At 66.1% G+C, this 23,803-nt stretch carries 18 protein-coding genes and 1 riboswitch; of the genes, 5 read left to right on the top strand and 13 right to left on the bottom strand.

From position 1 onward, the window contains the following. Positions 1–187: 187 nt before the first annotated feature. Positions 188–631: a type II secretion system protein gene (locus tag JSV65_08475; protein UCH36374.1), complete on the bottom strand. Its 444-nt coding sequence runs from the start codon at positions 629–631 to the stop codon at positions 188–190. Between the two features lie 161 nt (positions 632–792). On the opposite strand from JSV65_08475, the gene pabB reads away from it, so the two are divergent. Both pabB and JSV65_08465 read left to right on the top strand, forming a co-directional pair. Then, entirely contained in the window at positions 793–2,229 is a 1,437-nt protein-coding gene (gene pabB / locus JSV65_08470) for an aminodeoxychorismate synthase component I (GenBank protein ID UCH36373.1), read from the top strand. Next, positions 2,226–3,089, top strand: a complete 864-nt coding sequence (locus JSV65_08465; GenBank protein UCH36372.1) for an aminotransferase class IV family protein — start codon at positions 2,226–2,228, stop codon at positions 3,087–3,089. Before pabB ends, JSV65_08465 begins: the two co-directional genes overlap by 4 nt. Here JSV65_08465 and JSV65_08460 read toward each other — a convergent pair. The 6 genes from JSV65_08460 to JSV65_08435 form a co-directional block, all read right to left on the bottom strand. Beyond that, positions 3,076–4,023, bottom strand: coding sequence for a cobalamin-binding protein (locus JSV65_08460; GenBank protein ID UCH36371.1), 948 nt, complete (start codon positions 4,021–4,023; stop codon positions 3,076–3,078). The two genes, JSV65_08465 and JSV65_08460, sit on opposite strands and share 14 nt — an antisense overlap. Before the next feature lie 13 nt (positions 4,024–4,036). Then, positions 4,037–4,732, bottom strand: a complete 696-nt coding sequence (locus JSV65_08455; GenBank protein ID UCH36370.1) for a DUF1559 domain-containing protein — start codon at positions 4,730–4,732, stop codon at positions 4,037–4,039. 136 nt (positions 4,733–4,868) lie between these two features. Next, positions 4,869–5,047, bottom strand: a riboswitch (cobalamin riboswitch). 116 nt (positions 5,048–5,163) lie between these two features. After that, positions 5,164–6,558 carry a VWA domain-containing protein gene (locus JSV65_08450; GenBank protein UCH36369.1) on the bottom strand — a complete coding sequence of 465 codons (1,395 nt, stop codon included), beginning with the start codon at positions 6,556–6,558 and terminating at the stop codon, positions 5,164–5,166. A gap of 12 nt (positions 6,559–6,570) precedes the next feature. After that, positions 6,571–8,109, bottom strand: a complete 1,539-nt coding sequence (locus tag JSV65_08445; protein UCH36368.1) for a serine/threonine protein kinase — start codon at positions 8,107–8,109, stop codon at positions 6,571–6,573. Positions 8,110–8,121: 12 nt separating this feature from the next. Then, the gene (locus JSV65_08440; GenBank protein UCH36367.1) at positions 8,122–8,670 is read right to left on the bottom strand and encodes an FHA domain-containing protein; all 549 of its coding nucleotides are present in this window, start codon (positions 8,668–8,670) and stop codon (positions 8,122–8,124) included. Positions 8,671–8,743: 73 nt separating this feature from the next. Further along, complete coding sequence (locus JSV65_08435; protein UCH36366.1) at positions 8,744–10,033, bottom strand: protein kinase; 1,290 nt, start codon at positions 10,031–10,033, stop codon at positions 8,744–8,746. Positions 10,034–10,343: 310 nt separating this feature from the next. Here JSV65_08435 and JSV65_08430 point away from each other — a divergent pair, with 310 nt between their 5' ends. Further along, complete coding sequence (locus JSV65_08430) at positions 10,344–11,069, top strand: hypothetical protein (GenBank protein ID UCH36365.1); 726 nt, start codon at positions 10,344–10,346, stop codon at positions 11,067–11,069. Positions 11,070–11,228: 159 nt separating this feature from the next. Next, positions 11,229–14,003, top strand: coding sequence for a HEAT repeat domain-containing protein (locus tag JSV65_08425; protein ID UCH36364.1), 2,775 nt, complete (start codon positions 11,229–11,231; stop codon positions 14,001–14,003). Between the two features lie 38 nt (positions 14,004–14,041). On the opposite strand, the gene JSV65_08420 is transcribed toward JSV65_08425, so the two are convergent. The 4 genes from JSV65_08420 to JSV65_08405 form a co-directional block, all read right to left on the bottom strand. Continuing rightward, entirely contained in the window at positions 14,042–16,483 is a 2,442-nt protein-coding gene (locus JSV65_08420; protein ID UCH36363.1) for a hypothetical protein, read from the bottom strand. A gap of 171 nt (positions 16,484–16,654) precedes the next feature. Continuing rightward, positions 16,655–17,080, bottom strand: a complete 426-nt coding sequence (locus JSV65_08415; protein ID UCH36362.1) for a universal stress protein — start codon at positions 17,078–17,080, stop codon at positions 16,655–16,657. A 55-nt stretch (positions 17,081–17,135) separates the two neighbouring features. After that, positions 17,136–18,968: an APC family permease gene (locus JSV65_08410; protein UCH36361.1), complete on the bottom strand. Its 1,833-nt coding sequence runs from the start codon at positions 18,966–18,968 to the stop codon at positions 17,136–17,138. Between the two features lie 221 nt (positions 18,969–19,189). Continuing rightward, positions 19,190–21,082, bottom strand: coding sequence for a TonB-dependent receptor (locus JSV65_08405; GenBank protein UCH36360.1), 1,893 nt, complete (start codon positions 21,080–21,082; stop codon positions 19,190–19,192). Between the two features lie 1,011 nt (positions 21,083–22,093). Here JSV65_08405 and rlmB point away from each other — a divergent pair. Beyond that, a complete protein-coding gene (rlmB, locus tag JSV65_08400; GenBank protein UCH36359.1) occupies positions 22,094–22,828 on the top strand; it encodes a 23S rRNA (guanosine(2251)-2'-O)-methyltransferase RlmB in 735 nt (244 codons plus the stop codon). Between the two features lie 35 nt (positions 22,829–22,863). Here the strand turns inward: rlmB and JSV65_08395 are convergent, their stop codons facing one another. Beyond that, complete coding sequence (locus tag JSV65_08395; protein ID UCH36358.1) at positions 22,864–23,325, bottom strand: hypothetical protein; 462 nt, start codon at positions 23,323–23,325, stop codon at positions 22,864–22,866. A 34-nt stretch (positions 23,326–23,359) separates the two neighbouring features. Beyond that, positions 23,360–23,803: hypothetical protein (locus tag JSV65_08390; protein UCH36357.1), on the bottom strand; the 444-nt coding region annotated here is incomplete at its 5' end.

The following is a 23,803-nucleotide window of genomic DNA, read 5'->3' as shown; positions in this document are numbered from 1 at the left end:
GGTCTGTCCGGTGTCATGGCCTGCATCGTCGCGGCGTCGCGGGCCCTATTCGTCGCTCTCTCCCGCGCGGACAAAGGGGAGGCGCGGGTGTAGGCCTCCGGCGCCACCGCTGCGTAATCCAGATCAGACACTGCGGAGCCTGCGCGCTCCGTCAAGTTCCGTTGCGCACGATCTCATGCCCTCGACGTCACCACGTCGCGTACGCACTGCCGTCAAGAGCGGTCAATGTTGAACTGGTGTGGACTTCCCCGGTAGAATTGTCGTACGCCCAGTCCGCCGCTCCTGTGAACGGGTCCGCAGGCAACCCGCCGTCGGCGGTGCGCAGGTAGGGCCCGTCGTATGCCGAGCGGTCCACACTCATGCCCCGGCCATCCGCGTCGGCGCTGATGGCAGCACCGTCCGCGGCCACGAGGTCGGTCAACGACGGCGGCCATGCGGCTGTGTTCGCCTCGAAGCGCTCGATTGCGTCGCGGAGCTGTTTGAGGTCCGCCTTCAGCGATGCCTCACGCCCTCTGCGACCGGCACTGAGGATCCGCGGGATCACGATCATGGCAAGGATAGCCACGACCACGATCACGATCAGCATCTCGATGAGGGTAAAGCCCTGCTTCCTACCAGTAACTCGCAACATCCTCGCTCTCACCCCTGTCGTGCAAGCGACGCGTTCACGATGGGCACATTGCCTCGCTCCCTCGTTGAGTATTATTCCATAAAGCCGCAGCAGTGCTACAGCGCAGGCCGAGACAGGAACGGCGGCACGGGCGGGGGAATATAGCGCCTTCGGAGCCCTTTGTGAGACCGATAGTCCGAGAGATCACGTACCCGCAGGACCCCTTCCGCTGCTTCCAGGCGCTGGCTCGTCGGCGTGCTCCATTTTTCCTGGACAGCGCACTGGTTGACGGCCGCCTCGGACGGTGGTCCTTTATGGGCAGCGATCCGTTCGCTATCCTTCGGTCGTCCGGCGGCAACATCAGTTTGCATGGCCTGACGCGAGAACAGAGTTGGCACAGCCCCTTCGCCGCCGTCAAGGAGATCGTCGCTTCATGCGCGCTCGAGCGCGAGCCCGGCGACCCACCGTTCCTTGGGGGCGCGGTTGGGTATTGGGGATACGAGCTGCGCCATTTCGTGGAGCGGCTGCCGCAGGACGTCGTGGATGATGTGCCCGTGCCGGATTGTTGCATTGGGTTCTACGATACGATCATCGCGGTGGACCATTTACAGGGACGCGCTTGGGCTATTGCGGCGCCGGTTGCGCAGGGAAGGGGAGATCCGCGGGAGCGCCTTGACCGACTGACCGCGCTCATCGCGGCCCCGCCCGGGGAGGGCGCGGCGCGGCCCGTGACGCGCGGTCCTCGCCCGGCGCTCGCCTTGCACCCGGTGCCGGACGCCCCGGAGCTGTTCTCTAACTTCACCCGCGACGGGTACATCGAAGGGGTGCGTCGAGCCAAGGAGTACATCGCCGCCGGGGACACGTTTCAGATCAACCTGTCGCATCGTCTGTCGGCTCCGGTGAATGAGCCGCCGATCGAGCTCTACGGACGGCTGCGACGGGTTAATCCCGCCCCGTTCGCGGCATATCTGGATTATGGGGATTTCTCGGTGCTCAGCGCGTCACCGGAGCGTTTCCTGCAGATTCGAGGCAGCGACGTGGAAACAAGACCGATCAAGGGCACGCGGCCGCGCGGTGCCGCGCCCGAGGAAGACGAACGCCTCGCCCGCGAACTGCTGGCGAGTGAGAAAGACCGCGCCGAGAACGTGATGATAGTTGACCTCGAGCGCAACGACATCGGGCGAACGTGCGCCTACGGCAGCGTCCGCGTCACGGAGCTGTGCGCCCTCGAGAAGTACGAGACCGTGTTCCATCTCGTCTCGACGGTTGTCGGGCGCTTGCATGAGGGATTCGGCGCTGTCGACTGCCTCAAGGCATGTTTCCCGGGGGGCTCCATCACGGGCGCGCCAAAGGTGCGCAGCATGGAGATCATTGACGAACTGGAGCCGACCTGCCGCGGCGTGTACACCGGAGCGATCGGATACCTGTGCTTCTCCGGGGACATGGATACCAACATCGTGATACGCACGATGGTTGTCAAGGACGGCTGGGCTCACTTCCAGGTCGGCGGCGGGATTGTCGCCGATTCCGATCCCGAGGCCGAATACCAGGAGACGCTGGACAAGGCGCGCGCGCTCATCGCTGCGGTCGCGCAGCCGGCCGGCGCCAAGATACTGTGAAGAATCTCGTCTGGATGAACGGCGAATTCGTGCCCGCCGATCGCGCCTGCGTTGCGCTCCTCGACCGCGGCTACTTGTACGGTGAGGGCCTCTTCGAGACCATGCGCTCTTACGGCGGGCGCATCTTCGCCCTCGAGCGACACCTTGGCCGGCTGCTGTCGTCCGCGGCGGAGTTCGGCCTGGACATCGGAGTGGGGGAGGAGGAGCTGGCGGAAAGCCTCGCCCGTACACTGCAGGCGAATGACCTATCGGATGCCTACCTTCGGCTCACGGTCTCCCAGCAGTGCGACGCTCCCGGCATCGAATCGCGGGCGGCAGGTCGCTTCACGATCAGCATCATCGCTCGCCCTCTCACCGCATCTCATCGTGGGGATGCCAACGGCGTAAGCGCGATCGTCCTCGCTGCGGGCACGGCGCCGCCGGTGAGCCTTGCCCGGCACAAGACACTGAGCTTTCTCGCCTACGTTCGGGCGCGGGCAGCGGCGCGCGTGGGCGCGGCGGATGACGCCTTGTTGGCGAACGCCGTTGGCGAGATAACGGAGGCGAGCACGGCTAACGTGTTCTTTGCCATGCGCGGACGCCTGGTGACGCCTGCGATTGAATGCGGCCTACTGCCGGGCGTCACACGCGCAGTAGTCCTGGAACTCGCGCGCGCCGCAGGCATTGATACCGCCGAGGAAGCGGTGCGGCCGACCGAGTTCCCGGCATGTGAGGAGTGTTTCCTGACCAACTCCCTCGTCGAGCTTCAGCCGGTGACGCGAATCAACGGACGGCCGGTGGGGGATGAGACGCCGGGCCCGGTATGGTCTGCGCTGGCTGCCTCGTACAGGCGCCTCGCCGCCTGCGCTAGTGAGACGTGAAGGCTTGGGGGTGCAGGCACGCCGCGATCTGCTCGACGCCTTGGACTATGCGCGGTGCGGCGCGATCCACTATATCCGCGTTTATGACGTACACCCGGTGGTGCTTGACGGCGGACAGACTGCGCATGCTCGGCCGCGTCGTGAATCGCCGCAGCCGATCCGCATCGTTTCCGCTTTCCATTGAGGTCAGGAAGATCGCCTCGGGATCGCGCGCCAGAAGCATCTCCACGCTGTAGTGCTTGTACCCCTTAACATCGTTCGCCGCGTTGCGTCCGCCGGCGAGACGGATCGCATGATCGGGAAACGAATCGGCCCCAGCGACCCACAACGGGTCTTCCGAGTACAGGAGCATGGCAGTCGGCTGCGACAGGCCGCGCGTTTTACGTCGCACCGTTTGCAGGCGTTCGCGCAGGCCGTCCACCAGCCGTGCGGCGCTCTCGCGCTCATCCGTTAGCGTGCCGAGGGTTCCAATGGTTGCCAGGACCTCGTCGATGCTGCGCGGTTCGGCGGCGTACACTGGTATGCCGGCCTTTGAGATGGTTCGCAGCACCGGTTTGGGATTGAGGCGCATGCCGAGCACCAGATCCGGCTTGTGCGCCAGGATGCGCTCGACGCTCGGGTTCACGATGCCGCCTATCCTGGGCTTCGACCTGGCCGCGGCCGGGTAATCGCAGTACTCCGTGACCCCCACGATCCTCTTGCGCAGTCCGAGAGCGAACAGGATCTCCGTCATGGCTGGCGCCAGCGACACGATGCGCTGCGGCGCCGCGCGGACTGTGACCTGGTTGCCCAGTGCATCACGTACGGTCACGGGGAACGCACCGGTCGGCGTCGTGCCGGGGGACGCGGTCGGCGCCGCGCATCCACCGGCGATGGCGAGCGCGAGCGTCGCGCATAGCGGCAAGAGCCAGAGGCATCGGTCGGGCGATCTCATGACGCCACGCCCTCTAGTCGCGCCGGAACCACTTGTCCTTGACGGGAATGGTGGACTCCAGTTTGTCTCGCGTCATGGACTTCACGTGGCCGTCGCAGAATGCCACGCTCGCGGTGCGCTGGTGTCTGTAGCCAATATCGTTATAGCCGAACTGTTCGCTGGGTGCGGTGACGGCGATGCTTTCCTCAGGCCCCGTGCCGAGTTCCCAATCCACCTCGCTGTCGGCGAACAGGACCGTCGTCGTGGGATGCTCCAGGTCAACGAAGCTCGCCGGCTGGCCGGGAAAGCCCGACCAGTCATAGGCCCCGGTGCCGCCGGACGGGCCGATATCCGAGCCGACGTAGACCCAATTGTAGCCGTACCCTGTGCCGAATCCCCGGCTCGCCGCGCGGGTGCTCGGGCAGCGCTGAAGGTCGGGGGTCTTCGAGTAGGGGTGGAGCGGGCTGCTCTTGCGGTCAAGCCCCTCGGGCGTGCGCGTGCCTGCCCAATAGTGGGTCCATGTGACGTCGGTGTACGGCACGAATACCTCATCGTAATCGGACGCGTACATGATCGCCGCGAGCGCGATTTGTTTCATGTTCGACAGACACGTTGCCTGGCGCGCCTTCTCTCTGGCCGCCGCGAACACCGGGAACAACAGCGCCGCCAGAATTGCGATTATCGCAATTACGACCAGCAACTCGATCAGCGTGAAGCCTTTCCTCGTCATCAGTCATGACCTCCCCTCGGCTGTGTCAGTATGCGTCAACAGTCCCGGGTGCGCAGCCCGCAAAAGAAAAACCCCAGACGCCGGAAGCGCTGGGGCATGAACACCGCGCGCTCTCACCCCTTCCCGCGAAGTTGGTAACGAGCATCCGCGGACAGATCGGTCTCCTGGCTTCCGCTTCATCCTCGGCCCGCGCCTTCCCATCCCTGAACGACCTCGGGACAGTGGCCTCGATGCGGGCCTCGTCAGCGGTCACAGTTGCGGGGCAGCGACGGCTTCCAACCGTCTTCCCGTAGCATCTGTCCGCGCGAGTATTCGATTGTGCCGCCTGGTGCGGCGACCGGTAGACGGTAACACAACGGGCAGGCGCGTGTCAAGAGCAAACCAACGGAGCGAGCCGCGCGCCGCGGCCGGCCTTGACACGCAGAGAAGAGCTACGCGCCGAGGCGCCTGGTTGCCGCCTTGAGCCGCTTGGTGCGGCTGCGGTCCTCGGGCGCGCCTTTCTCGAGATCCTCGGCCTGGCGCTCGAACTCGGCGGCGAGCTTGTCGTCACCGATCTTCTTCAGTAGCCGCGTGGCTTCGCGCAGCCTGCGGGTGGCGCGATCCACATCGCCATCCTGCTGCGCCCACTGGGCCTCGCGCTCGGCCTTGTACACCGCCACACGGTCAATAATGCCGGCGATCTCCGGCTTGGGCTCGGCAGGCGTCAGTGACTTCTGGTAGGGTATGATGGCCTCCGCCTGAGTAGTCTTAAGCTGCGTCGAGCCGGTCGAACGCCAGGCGGCTTCGATCGTCGCTACGTGTTGCTGGCCGTCGGGCAGATCCGGGAGGCCTAGCTCGACGAGCAGTGACGTGACTTCGCCTCCGGGCAACTCGCCCAGCTTGACCTTCGTCCACCCCTCCTCGGTGACGATCTCTTCGAATCCTCTGATTGCGGGCTGCACCTGGTGGATGTCCACGACGACAGTGTCGCGCTCGCCTTTGATGCCGAAGCGCGCGTCCTGGCAGGCGGTGGCCTGCAGGCGGCTCAGTTCCTGCGACAGATGGCGCCCCAATTCGGAGGGGTCGGCCGCGTAATAGTACTGGCCGCCGCTGCGGTCGGCAACGCGCGCCAAGTATTCCTCATCGAAGTCCTGACCGATGCCGATGGTCGTTATCCCCGCTCCTTGAGCGCGCAGATTGTCAAGGCGCTGCAGCGTCTCGCCTGGGTCGTGAACGATACCGTCGGTGATGATAATGACGCGGCTGACGGTACCCGCCTGCGCCGCTTTGGCGATCTGCTTGCCCGCGAGCTCGACGGCTTGCGCCATCATCGTGCCGTCGCCGAGTTGAAACGCGCCGGAATCGGTGAGGAGTTCGTTGATGACCTCGAACATTTGGCCCTTGTCGAAATAGCTGGCGCCGTCATAGACGACGCTGGCGCGATCGGCGAAGGCAATGAGGGATGCGCTGTCCGACTCGGACAGCCCGCCTACGACTTCCTTCACGGCGCGGGCGGCGACAACCAACGGCTTGGTCGCAGTGGCCTGCAGTTCCTGCGCGGTGCGGCCGGTGAAGATGGCGCCTTCGCGGCGGTCGGCGGTTACCATCTGCAGCTCGCCGCGGCCGCGCGCGATGTCGGCCCAGCGAGCGATCTCGTCCGCCGCGAGTTGGAAGCGCCGCATGGTGCCGCTGCAATCGAGGACAAAGCACGCGTCCACCGGAACGCGTGCGGTCGGTGCTGCGGTCGGGCGCAACTGAACCAGAAGGTGCGCCTGGCGATCCTCGCCGCTGGCGGCGCCGACGGGAGCGCGCTCGGGGGTGATGGTAATCTCCATATCGCTGCTCATAAGGCCCTCTGTCTAAGACGTGCGACTACGGCGCGCGGCCATTCGCGCCCGCAGAGTATCGTAGATGCTGCCGAAAACGTCAACCGTTAGATTCGCCTGCGCTTCGTGCCCGCCTTGTGCCTGGAACGTCAACCGCGCGGCGTGGGAGCCCTTTTTCAGGCGCTGCCCATCCGCAGTCACCATGACCGCGCCGCTCTCAAGAGGTTCGAGATGGAGTGCCTGCGGCGCGACGGAAACGCCTTCCGGCCCGCTGATGGTGCACGCTACGTCCGCCCCCTGTTCCCCGACGTTGCGGACGCCCACTTGCACCTGTTGCTGCTTGCCCAGCTGTACGCTGACGTAGAGCGACGCTTGTGAAACCTGCAGAGTCGCGCGCTGCGGCACCACCGTGATCGTGCACGGCACGACGATCTTACCCATCTGGTACGTTACTTCCATGTCTGCGGTGATCTCTACACCCCGCTCCTGAATCCGCTCAGGATAGGCGGTGACTGTGATCGGCACTTCATCGGCGCTGAACTCGACTTCGCGCTCGTCGGGCGCGTCGGAAACGGCGACGCGGAGCCAGTCGTGCCGCACGCGCACCTTGCCCTCCGGGGTCTGGGCGCCGTGATTACTGGCGATTATGGTGCGGCGCTCGTGGCCGCGCCCGCTCACCTCGCCGAAACGGATCGCTGTCTGGCTGAGCACCAGCGCCGGCGGGCCCTTGGCCTGCAGGTCATCCAGCAATTCCCGCGCGCTTTGATACCGGTAGCCGCGGTCGAAGCTCAATGCCTTGACGAGGACGCTCACCAGGCCGGGATGCATGTCGCTCAGTTCGCGCAGGAGCGGTCCCACCAGGCGCCCGCTTCGCATGTCAATATCATCCTGCGTCGGCCGCCGCCCCAGCATCATCTCGTACAGAATGCATCCCAGGGCGAACACGTCTATCCGTCGATGGGCCTCGAGGTCGCCCTGCTTCAGCATCTCGCGAATCTCGGGCGCCATGTACCCGTCAGACCCGTAGAAGTCGGACTGTCGCCCGCCCGGAACGTGGGCCGACCCCATATCGAGTATCACGGGGGTGCCGTCGGCAGTGATCTCAATGTTCTCAGGCTTGAGGTCGTGGTGAATAATGCCGTGCTCTTGAAGGTATACCGCCCCCTCGCACAGCTTGAGCGCCCATGTGATGATCTGCGTCTCGGGCACGCGCTCGCCGCGCTCGAGTATGTCCGCCAGGCTGGGGCCTTCCACGTACTCCTGCAGGAGATAGTTGCGCCCGTCGAACTGGAAGTCCTCGAGGTAGTCCGGTACCAACGGGTGGCTGCCCATGCGCCGTAGGACCTCGCGCTCCTGCTCGAACAGATGCTGGAAATCCTCCTTCTGTCGCGGATCGCCGGGAATGCGGAATTCCTTGATCGCTACTTTGGCGCCGTCGTCGCGGAAGGCGAGATAGACCAGGGCAAACGTGCCGCTGCCGATCAGGCGCTCGATGCGATATCGCCCGGACTCGGGGATCGTCTCGCCCGGCGCCAGCGCGATCTCGTCACGGTATCGTCGCCGGGTAGGCATCGGCCAGTTTCGCTAGAGGCGAACGGTGAGTCTGCAGCTCTCCCCGACGTGAATCTCGTCGCCGTCGGCGAGGGGCACCTCCTGATGGCGGGGTACCTGCCGCCCATTCACCACGGTGCCATTGGTGCTGCCTACGTCGTATATGCGATAGCCGTCCGCGGTGTGCCTGATCTCCGCGTGTTGACGCGACACGGCCGCGTCCATGCTCAGGTCAACATCCGGATGGGAATCTGTGGTCGGATCCGTGCGCCCGATCGTCGTCACGCCGGGCTTGAGAGGATAGGAGCCCGTCAAGTCGCCGACGGTGACGTCCACCCGAGGGCCTTGCGCCGCTCCTGCCGCGGCGTCCGTCTCTGGCAGCGGCGGCGCGACCGGCATGCGCGGAGTCGCTTCCGCCTCGGCGCCTCGCGCCGCACCGCTCTCTTCAGTCTGGGCCGGCTCGCTAGTGGCAAACGGGGCGACCTCGGGGAGATCGAGTTCGGCATCGGTCAACGCGCCGCCGCAGGAGGAGCATATGACCTCACCGGGCTGAGACTCCTTGCCACACTCCTGGCAGTACATACCAGACTCCTTTACGCCGTAGTGCGTCGCCGCGGCCCTCGTATCCGTTTCTGCGCCGAGCCGGTGCAGCCTCCTACCGCGAGCGTGAGACACCCTCCAGGGACACCAGCATCAGCAGCGCCCCGGTACAACTCGGATCCTCGTCCCACGCCCTCTGGAACGCAAGCTTCGCCTCAGCCAACTTGCCTTGGGCGAGCAGGGCGTTGCCGAGGTTATAGCGCAAGGTCGCGAGATCCGGCCTCACCTCGAGCGCGCGCGTGAGAGCATCCGCTGCGTCGCCGTACCGTTGCGCCGCATAATACGAGGCGCCGAGGTGTCCCAACACGCGAACGCTGCGCGGCATAGATTCGGCCGCTTCCTCCAGGAGCCGTATTGCATCTTCGATATTCCCCTCGCGGCACGCATTTATCCCCTGTTCTGCCGCGCCGCTGACGTCTGCTTGCGCCGCTAGCGCAGTCGCTTCGTGCTCCGGCTCGGAGCTGACCTGCGCCGGCTCGACAGCAGGCGCCGCACCCGCGGCCGGAGCCGGTTGTCTCGCTGGCGCGACCGGCCGGGGTCGTCTCCCGCTCGCGCGCATCGCTCCGGAAAGTGCAATCGTCACCTGGCGCGCGGTGCGGAACCGGTCGCGCGGACGCGCCACGAGCATCCGCATCGTAATCTCGTCCAACTCCGGCGGGACGTTGCTGCTCACCGTGCTCGGCGGCGGCACGTCTTCTCCCGCGGGCAGCTTTCCGGTGAGCGCCTGCCATATAATTAGGCCCAGTGAAAAGAGGTCCGAGCGCGCGTCCACCGGAAGCGCCATCGCTTGCTCCGGCGACTTGTAGGGATACGGGTTGTTCGGCCGTTCGACGAGCATGCTCTGCGGGTCAATGGCTTTCGCTATGCCGAACCCGGTCAGGCGCACCTCGCCGCTGTCCGCCACCAGCACTCCGCCGGGATGAAGCGCTCCGTGGGCGATGCCGTTCTTGTGTGCGTGGTCGAGTGCCTCGAGCGCTTGGCTCAGGCAGTTGAGCACCTCCGGCCCGGGCAGTCGCCCTTGCTCCTCGAGCAGCTGCGCCAGTGGCCGCCCATCGAAGTAATCCAGCACGACGTAGTAGTTGGACTCTTCATGTGAGAAGTGGTTAACGTGGAGAATGTTGCGATGGGCCAGACTGGCAGCCTTGCGCATGCGGCTCTGAAATCGGTCGGGAAACTCCGGGTCGTCGGTTAGTTCGCCGGGGATGACCTGGATGATCACGGCGCTGCCCAGCGACGGGCTCGTCGCTTGGAACAAGCGGCTCATTGCGTCGCGCGAGATCTCTCCGGTTACCTGGTAGTTCTGCACGACGTGCGCGGTAAGTCTGTCTACAGGCCCTTGGGCCATCGAATGAGCGCCTCTCGCGGGACCGATTCCGCATATACGCTTCTCTCAAACCACGACGTTCCCCTTCCATCCCGCGGTACCCGGGAGGACCAGGCGACCGCGTGCAGAAAGAAGGTCTGGCAGGGCCGCGCTGGGGCGCGGGTATGACCGCAGCGCCGCACCGCAGTCCGGAGCGCGGCGGGTGCGACCGCCGGCAGCCTGGCGGCGGCGCACCCGGAAGCGGCAGAGGATTCGGGCCTGGGCGGGGCCGCGAGCACGCAGCTTCGCCATCCAGGCTCGACGAGACCGGGACGCGTCCGGCGGAGAAGCCATGAGCCCGGATCACCATGAATCGGAGGGTGACGGCCTCACCGTCCTCACGGTTCGCGAGGGCGAGGCGAGCATTCGCGACTTCCGTTTCGACTGCCGCGGCGAGACGAGTTGTCGTGCCGACCTGGGGGAGCTTCTGCAGCTCCTCGAGCGTCGTCACGCCGACATCGCTGTCTTCCTGTCGCACCCGGACCTGGTCGGCTCGCTCATCGAGGAGCTTCGTCGCCGGGGCCGGCAGGTTCCGGACATGGTGATCGCGCCGCCTGCGACTGACGCGGAGGCGCGAGTGACCGTGTCCGTGTCGTTGTCGGGCCTGTCCGATTCCGCCTATCCTCAGGAACTCCTGGCCCGGCTCTACGAGGCGCTGCGCGCCGCGCAGGCGGGTGCGTCCTCGACTGAGGCCGGGATTGATGCGGAGCGGGCGGCGTCCGGCGCGTCGGGAACCGCGTCGGGGACGGAAGGTGGCGCGCCTGAGCCGACCGCCGGGGCAAGCCAGGACGCGGAAGGCGCTCCGGTTAGCGGACATGCCACGCCGCCGCGCGCCGACGGGGCACCTGCGGTTTCCGCTGCTGACGGGGGTGAAGGCGCCGCGTCGGCGGAAGTCACAGGCGATTCCCCGGGCGCCGCGCCCAACGATGATGGCGCGCGCCCCTCACCGGAGGTGGAAGAACTCAGCGCGCGCCTGGAGAGAATCCTGAACCAGCGATTGCACGATTCGCAGCCATAGCGCGAGTCATTCGCAGCGGGCTGTCGTGCCGCTCAGCCCCCGAATCGCGCGCGTGTGCGTGAAACACTCGTACCAGGAGCAGCCGCCATGGCAGAAACGCCCAACGCCCCGGAGCGCGCACGCGATGACCGCACAGCACGCGCAACGGAGGATGCACTGTTGCCACTCTCACTCCTAACGTACTTCAGTCGGTTGTGGCGTCGCGGCACGGCGGAGATCGCCGGGGACCTCGAAAGCGGCGACCGCATCGCTCAACTGCACGCGCTGCGGACGCTCGCCACACTGTCGGGGCGCAAGCAGCGACAGCTAGAGGGAAGCTTGCTGCGCCTGCTCGACACCGCGGAGGATGAAGTGCAGCGCGAGGCGCGCCATGCCATGCGCGCGATCTACTCGCTCGACAAGCTCCAGCGCCGCATTGCGCACGGGTCTCCCGAAGAGCGCGCGGTCGCCGTGAGGATGCTTGGCGCGCTGCGGCACGAGTCGACGGTTCCGCTGCTGTTCGAGCAGGCGGCGAGCGAGGACGAGGCCGTGCGCGACGCGGCGATCACCGAGTTGGTAGCGATCGGCGATGACAGAGTGATTTGCAGTGCGATCGAGACGCTCCAGCGCACCGATCCGGCGTTGCACGGGGCAGCGTTGCACGTTCTGCGGGCAATGGGCGACGCCGCGGTATCCCTGCTCGTCGGCGCGCTCGAAGCTCCGCAGCGCGAGGTGCGATTCGGCGCGGTGAAGGCGCTCGAGGTGATGCATGCCAGGCAGGCGTGCCCGCAGCTCGTCCCCCTACTCGACGACCCGGTCGAGGAAATCCGCGCGCAGGCCGCGCGGGTGCTGGCGGCCATGCGTTACCGCGAGGCGCTGCCCGATCTCGTGATGGCCGTGAACGACCCCGCCCAGTCGGTGCGCGTGGAGGCGGCGACGGCGCTGGCAGTGCTTGGCGAGCCGGAGGCGGTGGATGGACTGCTCGACTTCCTGCGCAGGTGCAGCGAGGACATGTCGTTCGAAGTGGCGGACCAGGATTTCCTCGCAGCCATCGCCGCGATGCCGGATCTGCCGCCCTCGGGGTACCTTATCGTGCTCAAGGGCGAGAACCAGCCGTTCGCCGTTAGCCTGGCGGTCGGGCTTGAGGATGCAGGCACGGTCAACCGCTGGCTGCTCTCGATTCCGGAGGTGAACGGCGAGGATCGGCGCGTTCTCGTGGAGCTGCTTGAGACGGTTGCCGAACTGGGTGTGCGGGAGCCGTTCGTCGAAGGACTAAGCCTTCCGGACCCGGAGCTGCGCGGCTTTTGCGCGTGGTTGTTGGGGCGCTGCCGGCACCGCGACGCCGTGCCCGTGCTGATCGGGCTGTTGTCCGACACCACGGCGTCGGTCCGCCGACGCGCGGTGGAGGCATTGGGGGTGATGGAAGACGGTGCCTGCGCGCGGGCCTTGTCCGACGCGCTCGGCGATCCCGACCGCGAGACGCGCGAGGCGGCGGTGGCCGCGCTCGCCGGGATGATCGAAACGGGTGCCATCAGCGCGCCGCATACGACTGATATCGTGCTCGCCGAGGAGGCGCCGCCGGCCCAATTGCCGGGCTCGGATCAACTCGCGCTGCCCGAACCGCGGCGCAGCACGTACAGCTTGCCCGCAAGAGTCAGCGACGTCCTGGGCGGCCTCGCGCGGACCTCCGCCGGCGCGTCCGGGCCGCTCAGCGCCGACGGGATGCTCAGCGGGACCTCGGCGCTGCTGCGCTCGCTTCACGACCCAGCGGACAATGTGCGGGCGCAGGTTAGCGAGGCGCTGGGTCGCCTGGGCATTGACTCGGCCGCCCACGACCTGCTCGACAGGGCGCTGCACGACAGAAGCCCTGAGGTGCGCACCAAGGCCGCGCGGGCGTTGGCCAAGCTCAACGCCTCCGAGGTCGCCCCTGCCCTGATCAAGTCCTTGCAGCACAACGATTCGGAGTTGCGGCGGCGTGCGGCCGAAGCCCTCGGCGAACTGGGCGACCCGCTCGCCGGCAGCGCGCTCATTGCGGCGCTGGAGGATCCGTCGCCGCCGGTGCGTCACAAGGCGGCGCGCGCGCTGTGGCAGATCGCGGATGCTTCTCTAATCGAGCCCCTGCGCGAGCACCTGCACAACCCCGATCCGCGCATTCGCGCCGCCATCACTGGTGTGTTCGGCAAGCTGCACGCGGTGCAGGCGTTGGACGCCGTGGCGAGTCGTCTGGAAGATCCCAACAAGTACGTCCGCGCGAGCGCCCTCAACGCGCTGGCCAACATGGGGGAGGACGGGCGCGGCGCATGCCAGCGCGCCGTCAGACTCCTTACCGACAGCGACAGCTTCGTCCGTGCCCGCGCAGCCGAAGCCCTCGCCAAGATGGGCTACCTCGACGATGATGACATGCGCGCGCTCCTGGGCGCCCTCGACGACCCGGCGGAGGACGTGCGAGCCGTCGCGCGCGCCAGCCTGCTCGACCTGGCTAATTCAGGCGCCGTCATGCCGATGGTTCAAGCACTCACCGACGACGATCACTATCACCACGTGCGCAGTATCCTCGTGGAAACCAATCTGACGGTCATGCGCGGCCTGCTCACGACGGCCCGGCAGGTCAACGACAACATCGGGCGCATGCTGCTCGACATCGTATCGCAGGTGCTTCGGGAGCGCGGCTCGATCGAGGACTGCCGCCGCGACCTGATGTCACTGGATCCGACAGTGCGCTTAGCCGGGTTGGAGGCGCTCGCGATCCTGCGGACTTCCGAGGCGATTGACCTCATCGCGGAGGTGCTCTTCAACGATCCGCTGCCGGCGCTGCGGGAAAAGGCGGCCGACGTTCTGGGTCAGTTGGAGGATCCCGCCGCGCTGGCCGCGCTCAAGCGCGCGCGCGATGTCATCCCGCGGCCAGAGGCCAACGCGGCGCCGCGTCTGTGGTCGGGGCAGCCCGGCGCGGGGTAGGCCCCTCTGCCGGCCCCCGCGCCGACCTCGAACCATCGTCATCGCCGTGCGGCTGTCGCCGACACCCTCACTTCCACGTCCGGGCGGACGTGCGTGAGCTTGAGAATGAACCAGTTGCGCTCCGCGTCGTACTGCCAGCCCTCGGCGACCGCGGCGAGATCCGGAGTGGCCGCCACCGGCGCCCCGTGAGCTGCGACACGCGTCGGCTTGTTGACGCCGGCGATCAGCGTGTGACTGGTTTCGCCGGCGGAGTATTTGAGCCCGAAGGAGATCGCGCCCCGATCCATCCTCGCATCTGTGACACGTGCTCCTGAGCTGACGTGGACGCGCGGCGTCGCGCGCCGCCGGGCAATGGGGTCGGGCAGCAGCGCGGTTGACACATCAGGGTCGAATCCCATGAGCGCGAACAGGTTGACCATGATGTCTTCGGGGTTAATCCACGGGCCGCGTCCATCCGTGCAGTGTTCATACCAGCCATCGCAGTAGGTGCCTTTAAGCTTGCCCGCCTCCTCGACTTGCTGCCAGGTGCCGCTGACCGTGATACCCTCCGCGATGTGCATCCATGGCATGGAGGCATCGTACGGCGCGAGGTGCTGGAGGCCGTAGGCGTACACCAGCCCGTTCCATTGCACCGGCACACCGAACCAGGAATGGGTGTAGAAGGTCGTCCCGAAGACCGGTATCGAGGCGAAGCACATCCCCGGCGTGTCGGGGCGGTTCCACGCGTAGAGGAAGGGCAATCCCGTTTTCGCCCAGTAGGACGCGCGTGCGAGGAGCTGGGTGTCTCCGGTAAGCCTGTAGGCTTCGACGTAAGCCGGCACGATGTAACCCGCCGCGAGAATGTCCGGTTCGTACAGTGGGCACTCCCACGCCTGCGCGCCGCGGGGGATCGAGAAGCGCTCGACGAACCCTAGGGCCTTGAGGCCCGCCGCCAAGCACTGCTGGTCTCCGGTGATGCGGGCGTAGCGCAGGAGGTCGGACGCTCGCCGAGCGCAGGTGCCAATGACCGCGTCGCCGAACTTGCCGAGGTTGCGGTGCTTCTCGTCCGGCTCAAAGCGCCAGCTCCCATCACGCTCCTGTGCGCGCAGCGCGCCGTAAGCTTGGGCTTCGGCGCCGGCAAGGCCGCCCGCCAGATGCCCCCAATAGAACGGGAACTCCCAGCGCAGGATGTGGCAGTTGGCCGGTGAGGCCAGGCCTGCCTCGCCCTGTTCGGCCACGGTCTGCGACGCGACAAGCTCGACGCGTTCCTTGAGTTCCTGTTTGGCGCGGGCGTCTCTCGTCAGCAGATAGTCAATCCACATCAGAGTCGCGAACCCGGGGGCATTCGTCGGCGCCCAGTCAACGCAGTGCCGGTGCTTCCTGGTCTCTTCGTCCCACACGGTGTTCAACAAGGCGAAGCGACTGAGCTGCATCTCGGCTTCGATCGTCCGAGGCCGGGGCGGGATGGCCGGTGTGTCGAGCGCCTCGTAATAGTGGTCGAGCGCGCGAAGGATGACGGCACGCGGCTCCGTTTGCGACATGTGCTCGGCCGCAATGTACGCCGCCATGCGCAGCTTCGTGCCGGGTTCGACGTCATAGGGTGTCTCCGCCAGCTCGGCGTTCTCAGCCACCCATTGCGGAACCGTGGGCAGGAATAGACGCATCAGATGGTTGTCGCGTCCTTCGTGCCAGTTCGGCGACGCGAATTCCGCGGAGAGGGTGTAGTTCTTCCCGTCCCAGAGCTGACGCTGATCCCAGAGGATCGCCGTCAAGTACTGGCCGTGCGACACGGCCATGACCGGCATGGTCACCTTGAATGGGTGCGGAACCAGGCGCAGGTTGATGGGCTCGGCGGCATCGCGGCGGCTCGACGAGCGCTCGTCGTCCATTAGGTATTCGAGGCCGGCAAACAGCGCGAAGCTCTTGTCCGCGCCGAACGACCCTCCGCCCGCGTAGAGCGAGGGCCCGGTGAACCGGAGCAGCTTGGCAGCCCGATCCGCGGACAGCGTGTACACCACGGACGCGCGCGCTGCGCCTGCCGCGAGACGGAAGTCCAGCCTCGCCCGCCACATCACGCCGGCGCTGTCGGCGCCTTGCCACTCGAAAGCCACGGCCGCGCTGCCCTGGCTTTGACTCGGGGCACCCGAGGCGGGCACGATCACGAGTCGCTCGCTCTTGTCGCCGGGACCCTGTGAGACAACATCGCCAAGCGGGGAGGTTATGCCGACCTGAGCGTATCGCTTGCCGTCGTGGGCGAACCAGACCGCGGCGCGGTATCCGGCATCGTCCCTCAGAAATGCGACCCGCGTGCGCTCGTTCTCAAGCACCAGAGCCCTGCCGGACGCGTAAGCGCGCGTGCCGGCGGCCGCCTTTTGCTCGAGGCGGGGTAGGGGAGGCAACGCGGCGACATTGGCTGCGAGCGGCACGCTAGCAATCCCCCACACCATGCAGGCCGCGGCCAGTCTCGCGGCCGCGCCGGAGATGTCTCGACGCCTCGCCATGTCTGCATTTCCTTTCCGAGCGGATTCCCATGGTGGCACGGGCAGGCGCGCAGGCCGTCAGACGGATCGTGCCGAAGCGCGCCGGTACCGGACCCAGGTTCCACCGGCTCGCGGGCATGTCCTGCAGCCGCGAGGTGGACACGTGAGCGCGTCCCGAGAACCACGACCTCGCTACCGCGCGGGTCGGCAAAGGAGGACGGAGCAACCGAGGCGATGCAGGACGATCTCGATGTCAGTGGAGAGGCAGCGGTCCGGCGGCAGCTTGTCCTGCGGAGGGACGAGCAGAGCCACCAGGTCTATGCCGCGCACCCGCGCCTCGGCGATCACCGCGGCGCCGACTGCTCGGGCATACCGCACCGCCGAGGCAGCCTTGACGCCTCTGCCGTCGGCGAGCTTCTCCCCTTTGGCGACCAGGGCGTCAATTGCATCATCGGCGCCCGGCTGATACGCGGGCAGCGGCTGTTGGAGCGGCACGAGGTCGATGTGCAGAATCGTCAGGCGCGCGCGATGGGCGCGGGCGATGCGGCAGACCATGTCGAGCAGGTCGTCGGCCGCCAGGGTACCATCATATACGGCCATGATGTTGTTGTAAGCCATAGGCAATCACCGAAACACAGTTCCAGACCGCCACGGCGTGGCCTGCCGTTCGCGGTCACTGGCCGACGTGGTAGCGGACATTCGTTACCACCACGCCAGGCTCCCACATCAGGGCAAACTTCAGCAGCAACCCCGATTGGTTGTGCAGCAGCCGGTGCCACCAGTGCGTCGTGGCGAACTCGGGGAGGACGACGGTCACGACGTCCGCGTGCCTCTCCGCGCGCACCGTCCTGATGTACTCTATGATCGGCTCGGTTAACGAGCGCCACGGCGACTTGAGCACGGTCAGGGGAATGCCGAGGCCCAGGCCACGCCACTTCTCCTGAAGCCGCGCGGTTTCGGCGGGGTCAACCTCGACGAAGACGGCTTCACACTCTGGTGCGATGGTCCTGGCGTAGAGCAGCGCCGAGATGACGCCGCGGTGGAGGCCGGGCACGAGTACGAGCACGGTATGGTGGATGCCTCGCGGCGCCTGGTATCCCTGAGTCGTGAGCGCGGCGGCGAGGCTGCGGTAGTGCTGCGCGACCTTGAGCAGCAGCCAGATCAGGACCGGGATGATCACGAGCACGATCCATGCGCCGTGAACGAACTTCACGCCCGCCACTACGGCGAGGACGATCCCAGTCGCGACTGCGCCAACAGCATTGACGGCCGCGCTCACGCGCCAGCCGGGCGTTCGCCGTTTGTGCCAGTACCGTACCATCCCGGCCTGGGAGAGCGTGAACGAGATGAAGACTCCCACAGCATAGAGGGGAATCAGGGCGTGGGTCATGCCGCCAAAGAGCACGACGAGCAGCGCCGAGAACAAGCCGAGGAGCACGATGCCGTTGTTGAACACCAGGCGATCGCCCAGGTTTGCCAGTTGTCGTGGGGCAACGCCGTCCCGCGCCATGACGGATGCCAACCGCGGGAAGCCGGTGAAGCTCGTGTTGGCGGCGAGGAGCAGAATCATCGCAGTGGCTGCCTGCAAGACGTAGTAGAGCAGCCCGCCGCCGAAGACCGCGCGGCCGAGTTGGGAAACCACGGTTTCATGTCCCGTCGGGTCGGGAGCAATATGGAACAGCTGGGCGAAGGCGGTTATGCCGAGAAAGAGTGCGATGCAGATCGTCATCATCAACAGCAGGGTGGCGGCCGCGTTGCGGGACTCAGGTGGGCGAAACGCGGGAACGCTGTTCGCGATAGCTTCGATGCCAGTCAGTGCGGCGCAGCCGGAGGCGAACGCGCGCAGCACCAGGAAGATGGTAAGCGGCTGCTGGGCAGCCAGGTATGGTGGTGCAGCGTGCGCCGAGCCGGGAGAGACGGCTTGCCGCATCGCGGCGAATAGGAGCATGAGGACAACGCTGGCGACGAAGAGGTAGGTCGGTCCCGCGAAGAGCCTTCCGGATTCCCTGACCCCGCGCAGGTTCGCGATGGTGACGAAGGCGATGGCCAGGATGCACAGTTCCACGCGGTGCTGCGCCAGGACCGGAGCCGCCGAAACCACGGCGGCGACCCCGGCGGCGGTGCTCACCGCGACGGTCAGGACGTAGTCGGTGAGGAGCGCAGCCGCGGCGACGAGGCCGGGATAGAGCCCGAGATTCTCGCGCGCCACGACATACGCGCCACCGCCGGACGGATAGGCGATGACCGTCTGGCGATATGAAATCGCGACGACGGCAAACAGCACCGCGATGGCCGCGCCCACGGCGGGGGAATAGCGGAGAGCTCCCGACCCGGCAATTGCCAGGGCCAGAAGGATCTCCTCCGTCGCGTACGCGGAAGACGAAATGGCGTCCGACGCGAAAACCGGGAGCGCGAGAAGCTTGGGCAGACGCTCGTGCATCGCGCGCGAGGTGGGCAAGCGCTCGCCGAGGAGAAGCCGTCTCAGAGCACGAATTGGAGTGGCCATTCGCAGTAGCGTCCGCGAGTTGAGCAGGGCATTTCTGCGCTTCGCGCTGACGTTCCTGGCGATTCCGTGCGAATGTCGCGCCAATTCGCGCTAATGGGGTCGGTGCATTCGCGGAGCGCCCGACTTGCTCACCGAGGCGTCAACAGCCGCGCGCCCACCGCCTGGGGGTGCCACGAGGCGGGTTCGCGTGACGAGGCGCGCGGTTCCGGCGGGAGGGCCGCTTAGAAGGAGTAGCGGACCCCCGCGGTGACGCGCCGGCCGATCTCGACGCCCGTCGGATACTCCTGGTGGGTGTCCTTGGCCAGGTTGTACGCGGCCAGGAATACCTCGAGATCCCGCTCCGGCAGCGTGTACCCGACGCGAGCGTTGACGAGCGTATAGGAGGGCAGGTAGCGTCCTTCCCAATCCGTCGAGGCAGCGTAATGCGCGAACGCGTCGGCGGTGAACTGCGACTGTGTGTAGCGCAGGCCGACGTTAACCTTGTTGCGCGGCGCCGAGCGCAAACGATCTCCGGTGTCGTCGTCGGTCACGTCTTGGTAGGAGTAGTTGGCGAAGCCCCGGAGTTCCGGCGCGAGGATGAACTCCAGGCCGGCTTCAACGCCCTTCGCCGTCGCGCCCCCGCTGTTGAGGTACGTGAACTCGATGCGCGGCGGCCCCGCAACCGGGGTCTTGACGATGAAGTCGTCGAGCTTGTTATAGAACGCGTCAACCTCCCAGCGCAGTCGCGGGTTGACGACGGCCTGGTACCCCACCTCGTACGACGTGATCTTCTCCGCACCGAGGCTCTCGTTGCCGTACCACCACAGATCCACGCCCGGCATGACGTCGTTCTGCCGCAGGTCGAGGTACGACTCGAAGAACGATGGATTGCGGTACGCGGTGGACGCGGAGGCGCGGTAACTCTCCCCTTTGCGCGGGCTGTACACGACGCTCGCGCGCGGGCTGAGATGCTCGCCGGTGAGCGGATGATGGTCGAAGCGCAACCCCGCGACGACCGAGACGCCCTTGTCGTTCACGTAGTGATCCTGGACGTAGGCGCCGTAGAGCCGCTGGGTATAGTCCTGCTCCTCGCTGAGGTCCACTTTATTATGGCGCCAGGTGGCACCGAGAATCATGGAATGTCGGGGCCGCGGCTGCAGCCGCTTCTGGACCTCGAGGTCATAGGTATGGAACTCCACCCAGTCGTCGAGGTCGGACAGAACGACCTGCTCGCCGTGATTCCAGAAGCCCTGCACGAGCAAGTCGGACTCCTCGTAGACGAGGTTCCAGTACTCGAGGTCACTCGCGTAGTCAATGATACCCCACGCTTCATCGGGGAGGATCTGGACGTGTCCGTCGCTGGCCCCTGCGTATCCGGTGATGACGCCGCGAGCGACGGGGCGCTGCAGCGCGACGTTCCAGCGGTCGAAGTCGTGAGATGTCCGATCGAGCCCCATCGCCTGATTTGCGTCTTCATCCCACGCGTCGAGGCGATCCGTGGCGAGGGAGATCTTGTAATCGGTGTCTCGTACGCGGCCGGCGTGGAGCAGCGATGTGGCTGCCATGCCCTGCGCGCCGGTGACGTGACTCGCAAGCAGCGTCGGGGTCTCCTGCGGCGTCTTGGTGATGATGTTGATGATGCCGTTGAATGCATTCGCGCCATAAAGGGCGGAGCCCGGACCGCGGACGACTTCGATGCGCTCGATGTCGTCGAGGACCAACGGCAGCGTCGCCCACAGCGTCACGCCAAGCATATCCTGGTACACGGAGCGCCCGTCCACCAGCACGAGCATCTTGTTGGCGAGCAGGCGGTTGAACCCCCGGGCGGATACGTTGACGTCGGACGCAGTCACCGCCATCACGTCGAGGCCTGGAATCGAGCGCAGAACATCAGGCACGGTCGTCGCCCCGGAGCGGCGGATGTCCTCGGCGGTGATGATACTGATCGTCGAAGGCGACTCCGTGATGGGCTGGGTTTCCTTGGCTGCGGTGACCACCTCCGGGATTTCCTGGAACAAGAGCAACTCGCTCGCTACAAGTGCTTCCGGAGAAGGGGAGGTGTTGTCGTCGGCCGCCACGCTGCATACCGCAAGCAAGAGCAGTGCGACGCCAAGAGCGCACCGATACCGTGACATCACGTTGGCCTCCAAGTAGAGTGCGTTTGATGCTGCGTCAACTATTGTCGTTTGCTGCTGCTTCGGTCGCTGACCGAAACGTCTACGGGGTACGCTGCGCGCTCGCCGTTGAGCCGCGTGTCGCACCTATATTCCATAACGACGGAAGGGTTTACCAGAGGGCCGCGCCGCAGACCGTCCCGATCGCCCTGGCTGAGGTTATGCGTTGTCGAAAGCTGTCGCACACGTCCGTTTGCATCACGGCAAACATTGCCGTTAGGGAATGAGAACCGCGTAGATGGCCGCGCACCCCACACAACGAGCAGACAACTTTCGGTCATTCGCGGCCGGGAGTCCGCCTTCGATCCCATAAACGCCGTCGTAAGCATCTGGGATGTAGCGCGATGATCGTTGCCGGTCCAAAGCGCGGAGTCATCTCAGGAAAAACATGAGCTCCCACCGGCCGCTGCGACGGCGGTGTCGAAGGCAAGGGCTTGGCCGAAGCCGCAGGCAACGTGCGGGCCCGTGTGATCGTTGTGACAATTGGTGTTGCGGTAGAAAGGGGCGACGGTTGATAAGCTGCTAAGTCTGAGCTACATGCGGCCGGCAGGTAGAACGCCGCGTCCGTGTCGCAGCGATAGGGGGCGCGGGCAACGCAGAACAGGGGAGAAGACGTTGGAGTGTTCACATGAATCCGGGATGCCCGGGCGCGGGGCATATTTTGCGTCCGATAATAAGGGTTATGTTAACTCGCCAGGTTGAGCGATGGGTTCGGGCGATGAGGCGAGCGCCTCGTGCGACGTGCCGTTGCTCGTTGCTCCCTCCCCGGCGCGTGGGCAGAGCGAAGCAGGTCATGGGCGACGCGGGCGGGGTCCCGAGGGTCACGCTGGAAGCAGCGGTGCGCGGGTGCGCGAACTGGACGGGCGATGTGATGAGGTGGGAGGCGTGACGGGACGAGTTGCCAGGTCGAGTGGTCGGACTTATAATTGCGGGCAAATGGGCAGGCAACGCACAGATCGTGGGAAGAGGAGAGTGATCGCGGGGCGCAACGCCGTTCTAATGGCACTGCGGGGCGGTGGAGGGGTGCGTGAGGTGAACGTGGACCGCGGAGCGCATGCGTCGGCGAAGATGGCGGCTATCGCGGATGCGGCCAAGGCAGCAGGGGTGCGCGTGCGGGTGGTTGATCGGGCGGAGTTGGATCGGCTGGGCGGCTCGAATCATCAGGGCGTGGTGGCGATCGTGGCGGAGGGCGGCGAGGTGAAACTGAAGGCCGTGCTCGATCGATGCGCGTCGGAGGGGCGGACGCCATGTCTCGTCCTGTTGCGCGAGCTGTTGCACGAGCACAACCTGGGCGCGATCCTTCGGACCGCGGACGCGGCGGGCGCCGACGCCGTGCTCCTCCCCTCTCACGGCGGTGCCGAGCTCGGGTCGGAGGCGGTTCGGGTTTCCACGGGGGCGAGCGAGACGATCCCGGTTGTTCGCCAGAGCCTGATGCAAGCGCTGGCGGCGCTGCGTCGCAAGGGAGTGACTATAATTGGCGCCGAGCCGGAGGCGGAAGCCGACTACTGGGATCACGACCTGACAGGCGCGGTGGCGTTCGTTCTCGGCGGCGAGGATCGCGCGTTGAGCCAGCCGCTGCGGGACGCGTGCGACGCGTTGGTTCGCATCCCCATGGTCGGGCACGTCACATCGCTCAACGTCAGCGTCGCGTGCGCATTGCTGCTGTACGAACGCCTCAGACAGATGGCGAGTCGCGAACGCCGATGATCCGTGCCGTGTCCGCGGCGGCGACGACTCCCTTGCTACCGACTTGCTTTTCTCACCGCATCCTCGTAGCGATCCCAGCGGAGTTGCAGGTGGATGCCGTGAAGCGCTGCGAGGCCGTAGAAGTACCACGGCCACGTGGCAAACGACAGCAAGCCGAGTAGGAGTCCGTAGATCGCGATGCTGACGCCGAAAGCAGACGTGATGACCGCGACGATCACTGCGGCGCCTTCAGGACGGCCGCTCGGTCTACGCTGCGCTGTCTGCCGAAGTCTTGGCTCGCTGAGCAGGTAGCCCTCGAGGGACAAAGACACCCCGTAGTCCGCCACGGCGACGACGAGCAGAATCCATGCCAGAATGTCGGGGATTCCCGTGGCCGTCGAGCGGACGAATGATCCGACAACGGCGAGCACCGGTACCGTACCGACATACATGAACAGCGCGATCATGCGCGCGCCGGCAAGCGTCAGGGTGCGATCTCCTTGTCCGTTGACAGACATTCTCGTATCCGTTGCGCGTCGTTTCTCCGGCGCCTCACGCGCCGATATCCACGCGCTTGCCGGTCCGCGAGGACTCGTAAGCCGCTTCGACGACCTCCTGGACGCGAGTCGCCTCGGCGCCGTTGATAAGGGGCTGGACGTCGTGCTCGATGCAGTCCAAGAGGTGCTCCACCTCGGCCTGATACATGTTGACGAGCGGGACGTGGATGGCTTCGGTCCGGCCTCCGGACGGCGTGCCCTGCGCCGCGTCGTAGCCGCCCGGCTCGTCAACCAGATGAGCAACCATGTTGCCGCCCGGCATCTGCCCGAGCGTGTGATCCGCAATCACGCTGCCTTTGGTGCCGTAGACTTCGAGTATGTACTGCGATGCGGCGTCGGGCACGTTGAAGCACGCCTCGACCATCCCGTGCGCGCCGCCCGCGAACTTCAGCATGATGGTGGCGATGTCGTCAACAGGGTATCCGAACGTGATCGTGTC

The organism is Armatimonadota bacterium (assembly GCA_020354555.1).
Taxonomy (GTDB): Bacteria; Armatimonadota; Hebobacteria.
This window is presented reverse-complemented; position numbering and strand designations above follow the sequence as displayed.

Coding starts and splice junctions, on each gene's coding strand:
- JSV65_08415 (UCH36362.1), bottom strand. CDS start 17,080: ATGGCTTACAACAACATCATGGCCGTATATGATGGTACCCTGGCGGCC.
- JSV65_08450 (UCH36369.1), bottom strand. CDS start 6,558: ATGAGCAGCGATATGGAGATTACCATCACCCCCGAGCGCGCTCCCGTC.
- JSV65_08445 (UCH36368.1), bottom strand. CDS start 8,109: ATGCCTACCCGGCGACGATACCGTGACGAGATCGCGCTGGCGCCGGGC.
- JSV65_08475 (UCH36374.1), bottom strand. CDS start 631: ATGTTGCGAGTTACTGGTAGGAAGCAGGGCTTTACCCTCATCGAGATG.
- JSV65_08420 (UCH36363.1), bottom strand. CDS start 16,483: ATGGCGAGGCGTCGAGACATCTCCGGCGCGGCCGCGAGACTGGCCGCG.
- JSV65_08460 (UCH36371.1), bottom strand. CDS start 4,023: ATGAGATCGCCCGACCGATGCCTCTGGCTCTTGCCGCTATGCGCGACG.
- JSV65_08440 (UCH36367.1), bottom strand. CDS start 8,670: ATGTACTGCCAGGAGTGTGGCAAGGAGTCTCAGCCCGGTGAGGTCATA.
- JSV65_08405 (UCH36360.1), bottom strand. CDS start 21,082: ATGTCACGGTATCGGTGCGCTCTTGGCGTCGCACTGCTCTTGCTTGCG.
- JSV65_08430 (UCH36365.1), top strand. CDS start 10,344: ATGAGCCCGGATCACCATGAATCGGAGGGTGACGGCCTCACCGTCCTC.
- JSV65_08435 (UCH36366.1), bottom strand. CDS start 10,033: ATGGCCCAAGGGCCTGTAGACAGACTTACCGCGCACGTCGTGCAGAAC.
- JSV65_08410 (UCH36361.1), bottom strand. CDS start 18,968: ATGGCCACTCCAATTCGTGCTCTGAGACGGCTTCTCCTCGGCGAGCGC.
- JSV65_08455 (UCH36370.1), bottom strand. CDS start 4,732: ATGACGAGGAAAGGCTTCACGCTGATCGAGTTGCTGGTCGTAATTGCG.
- JSV65_08395 (UCH36358.1), bottom strand. CDS start 23,325: ATGTCTGTCAACGGACAAGGAGATCGCACCCTGACGCTTGCCGGCGCG.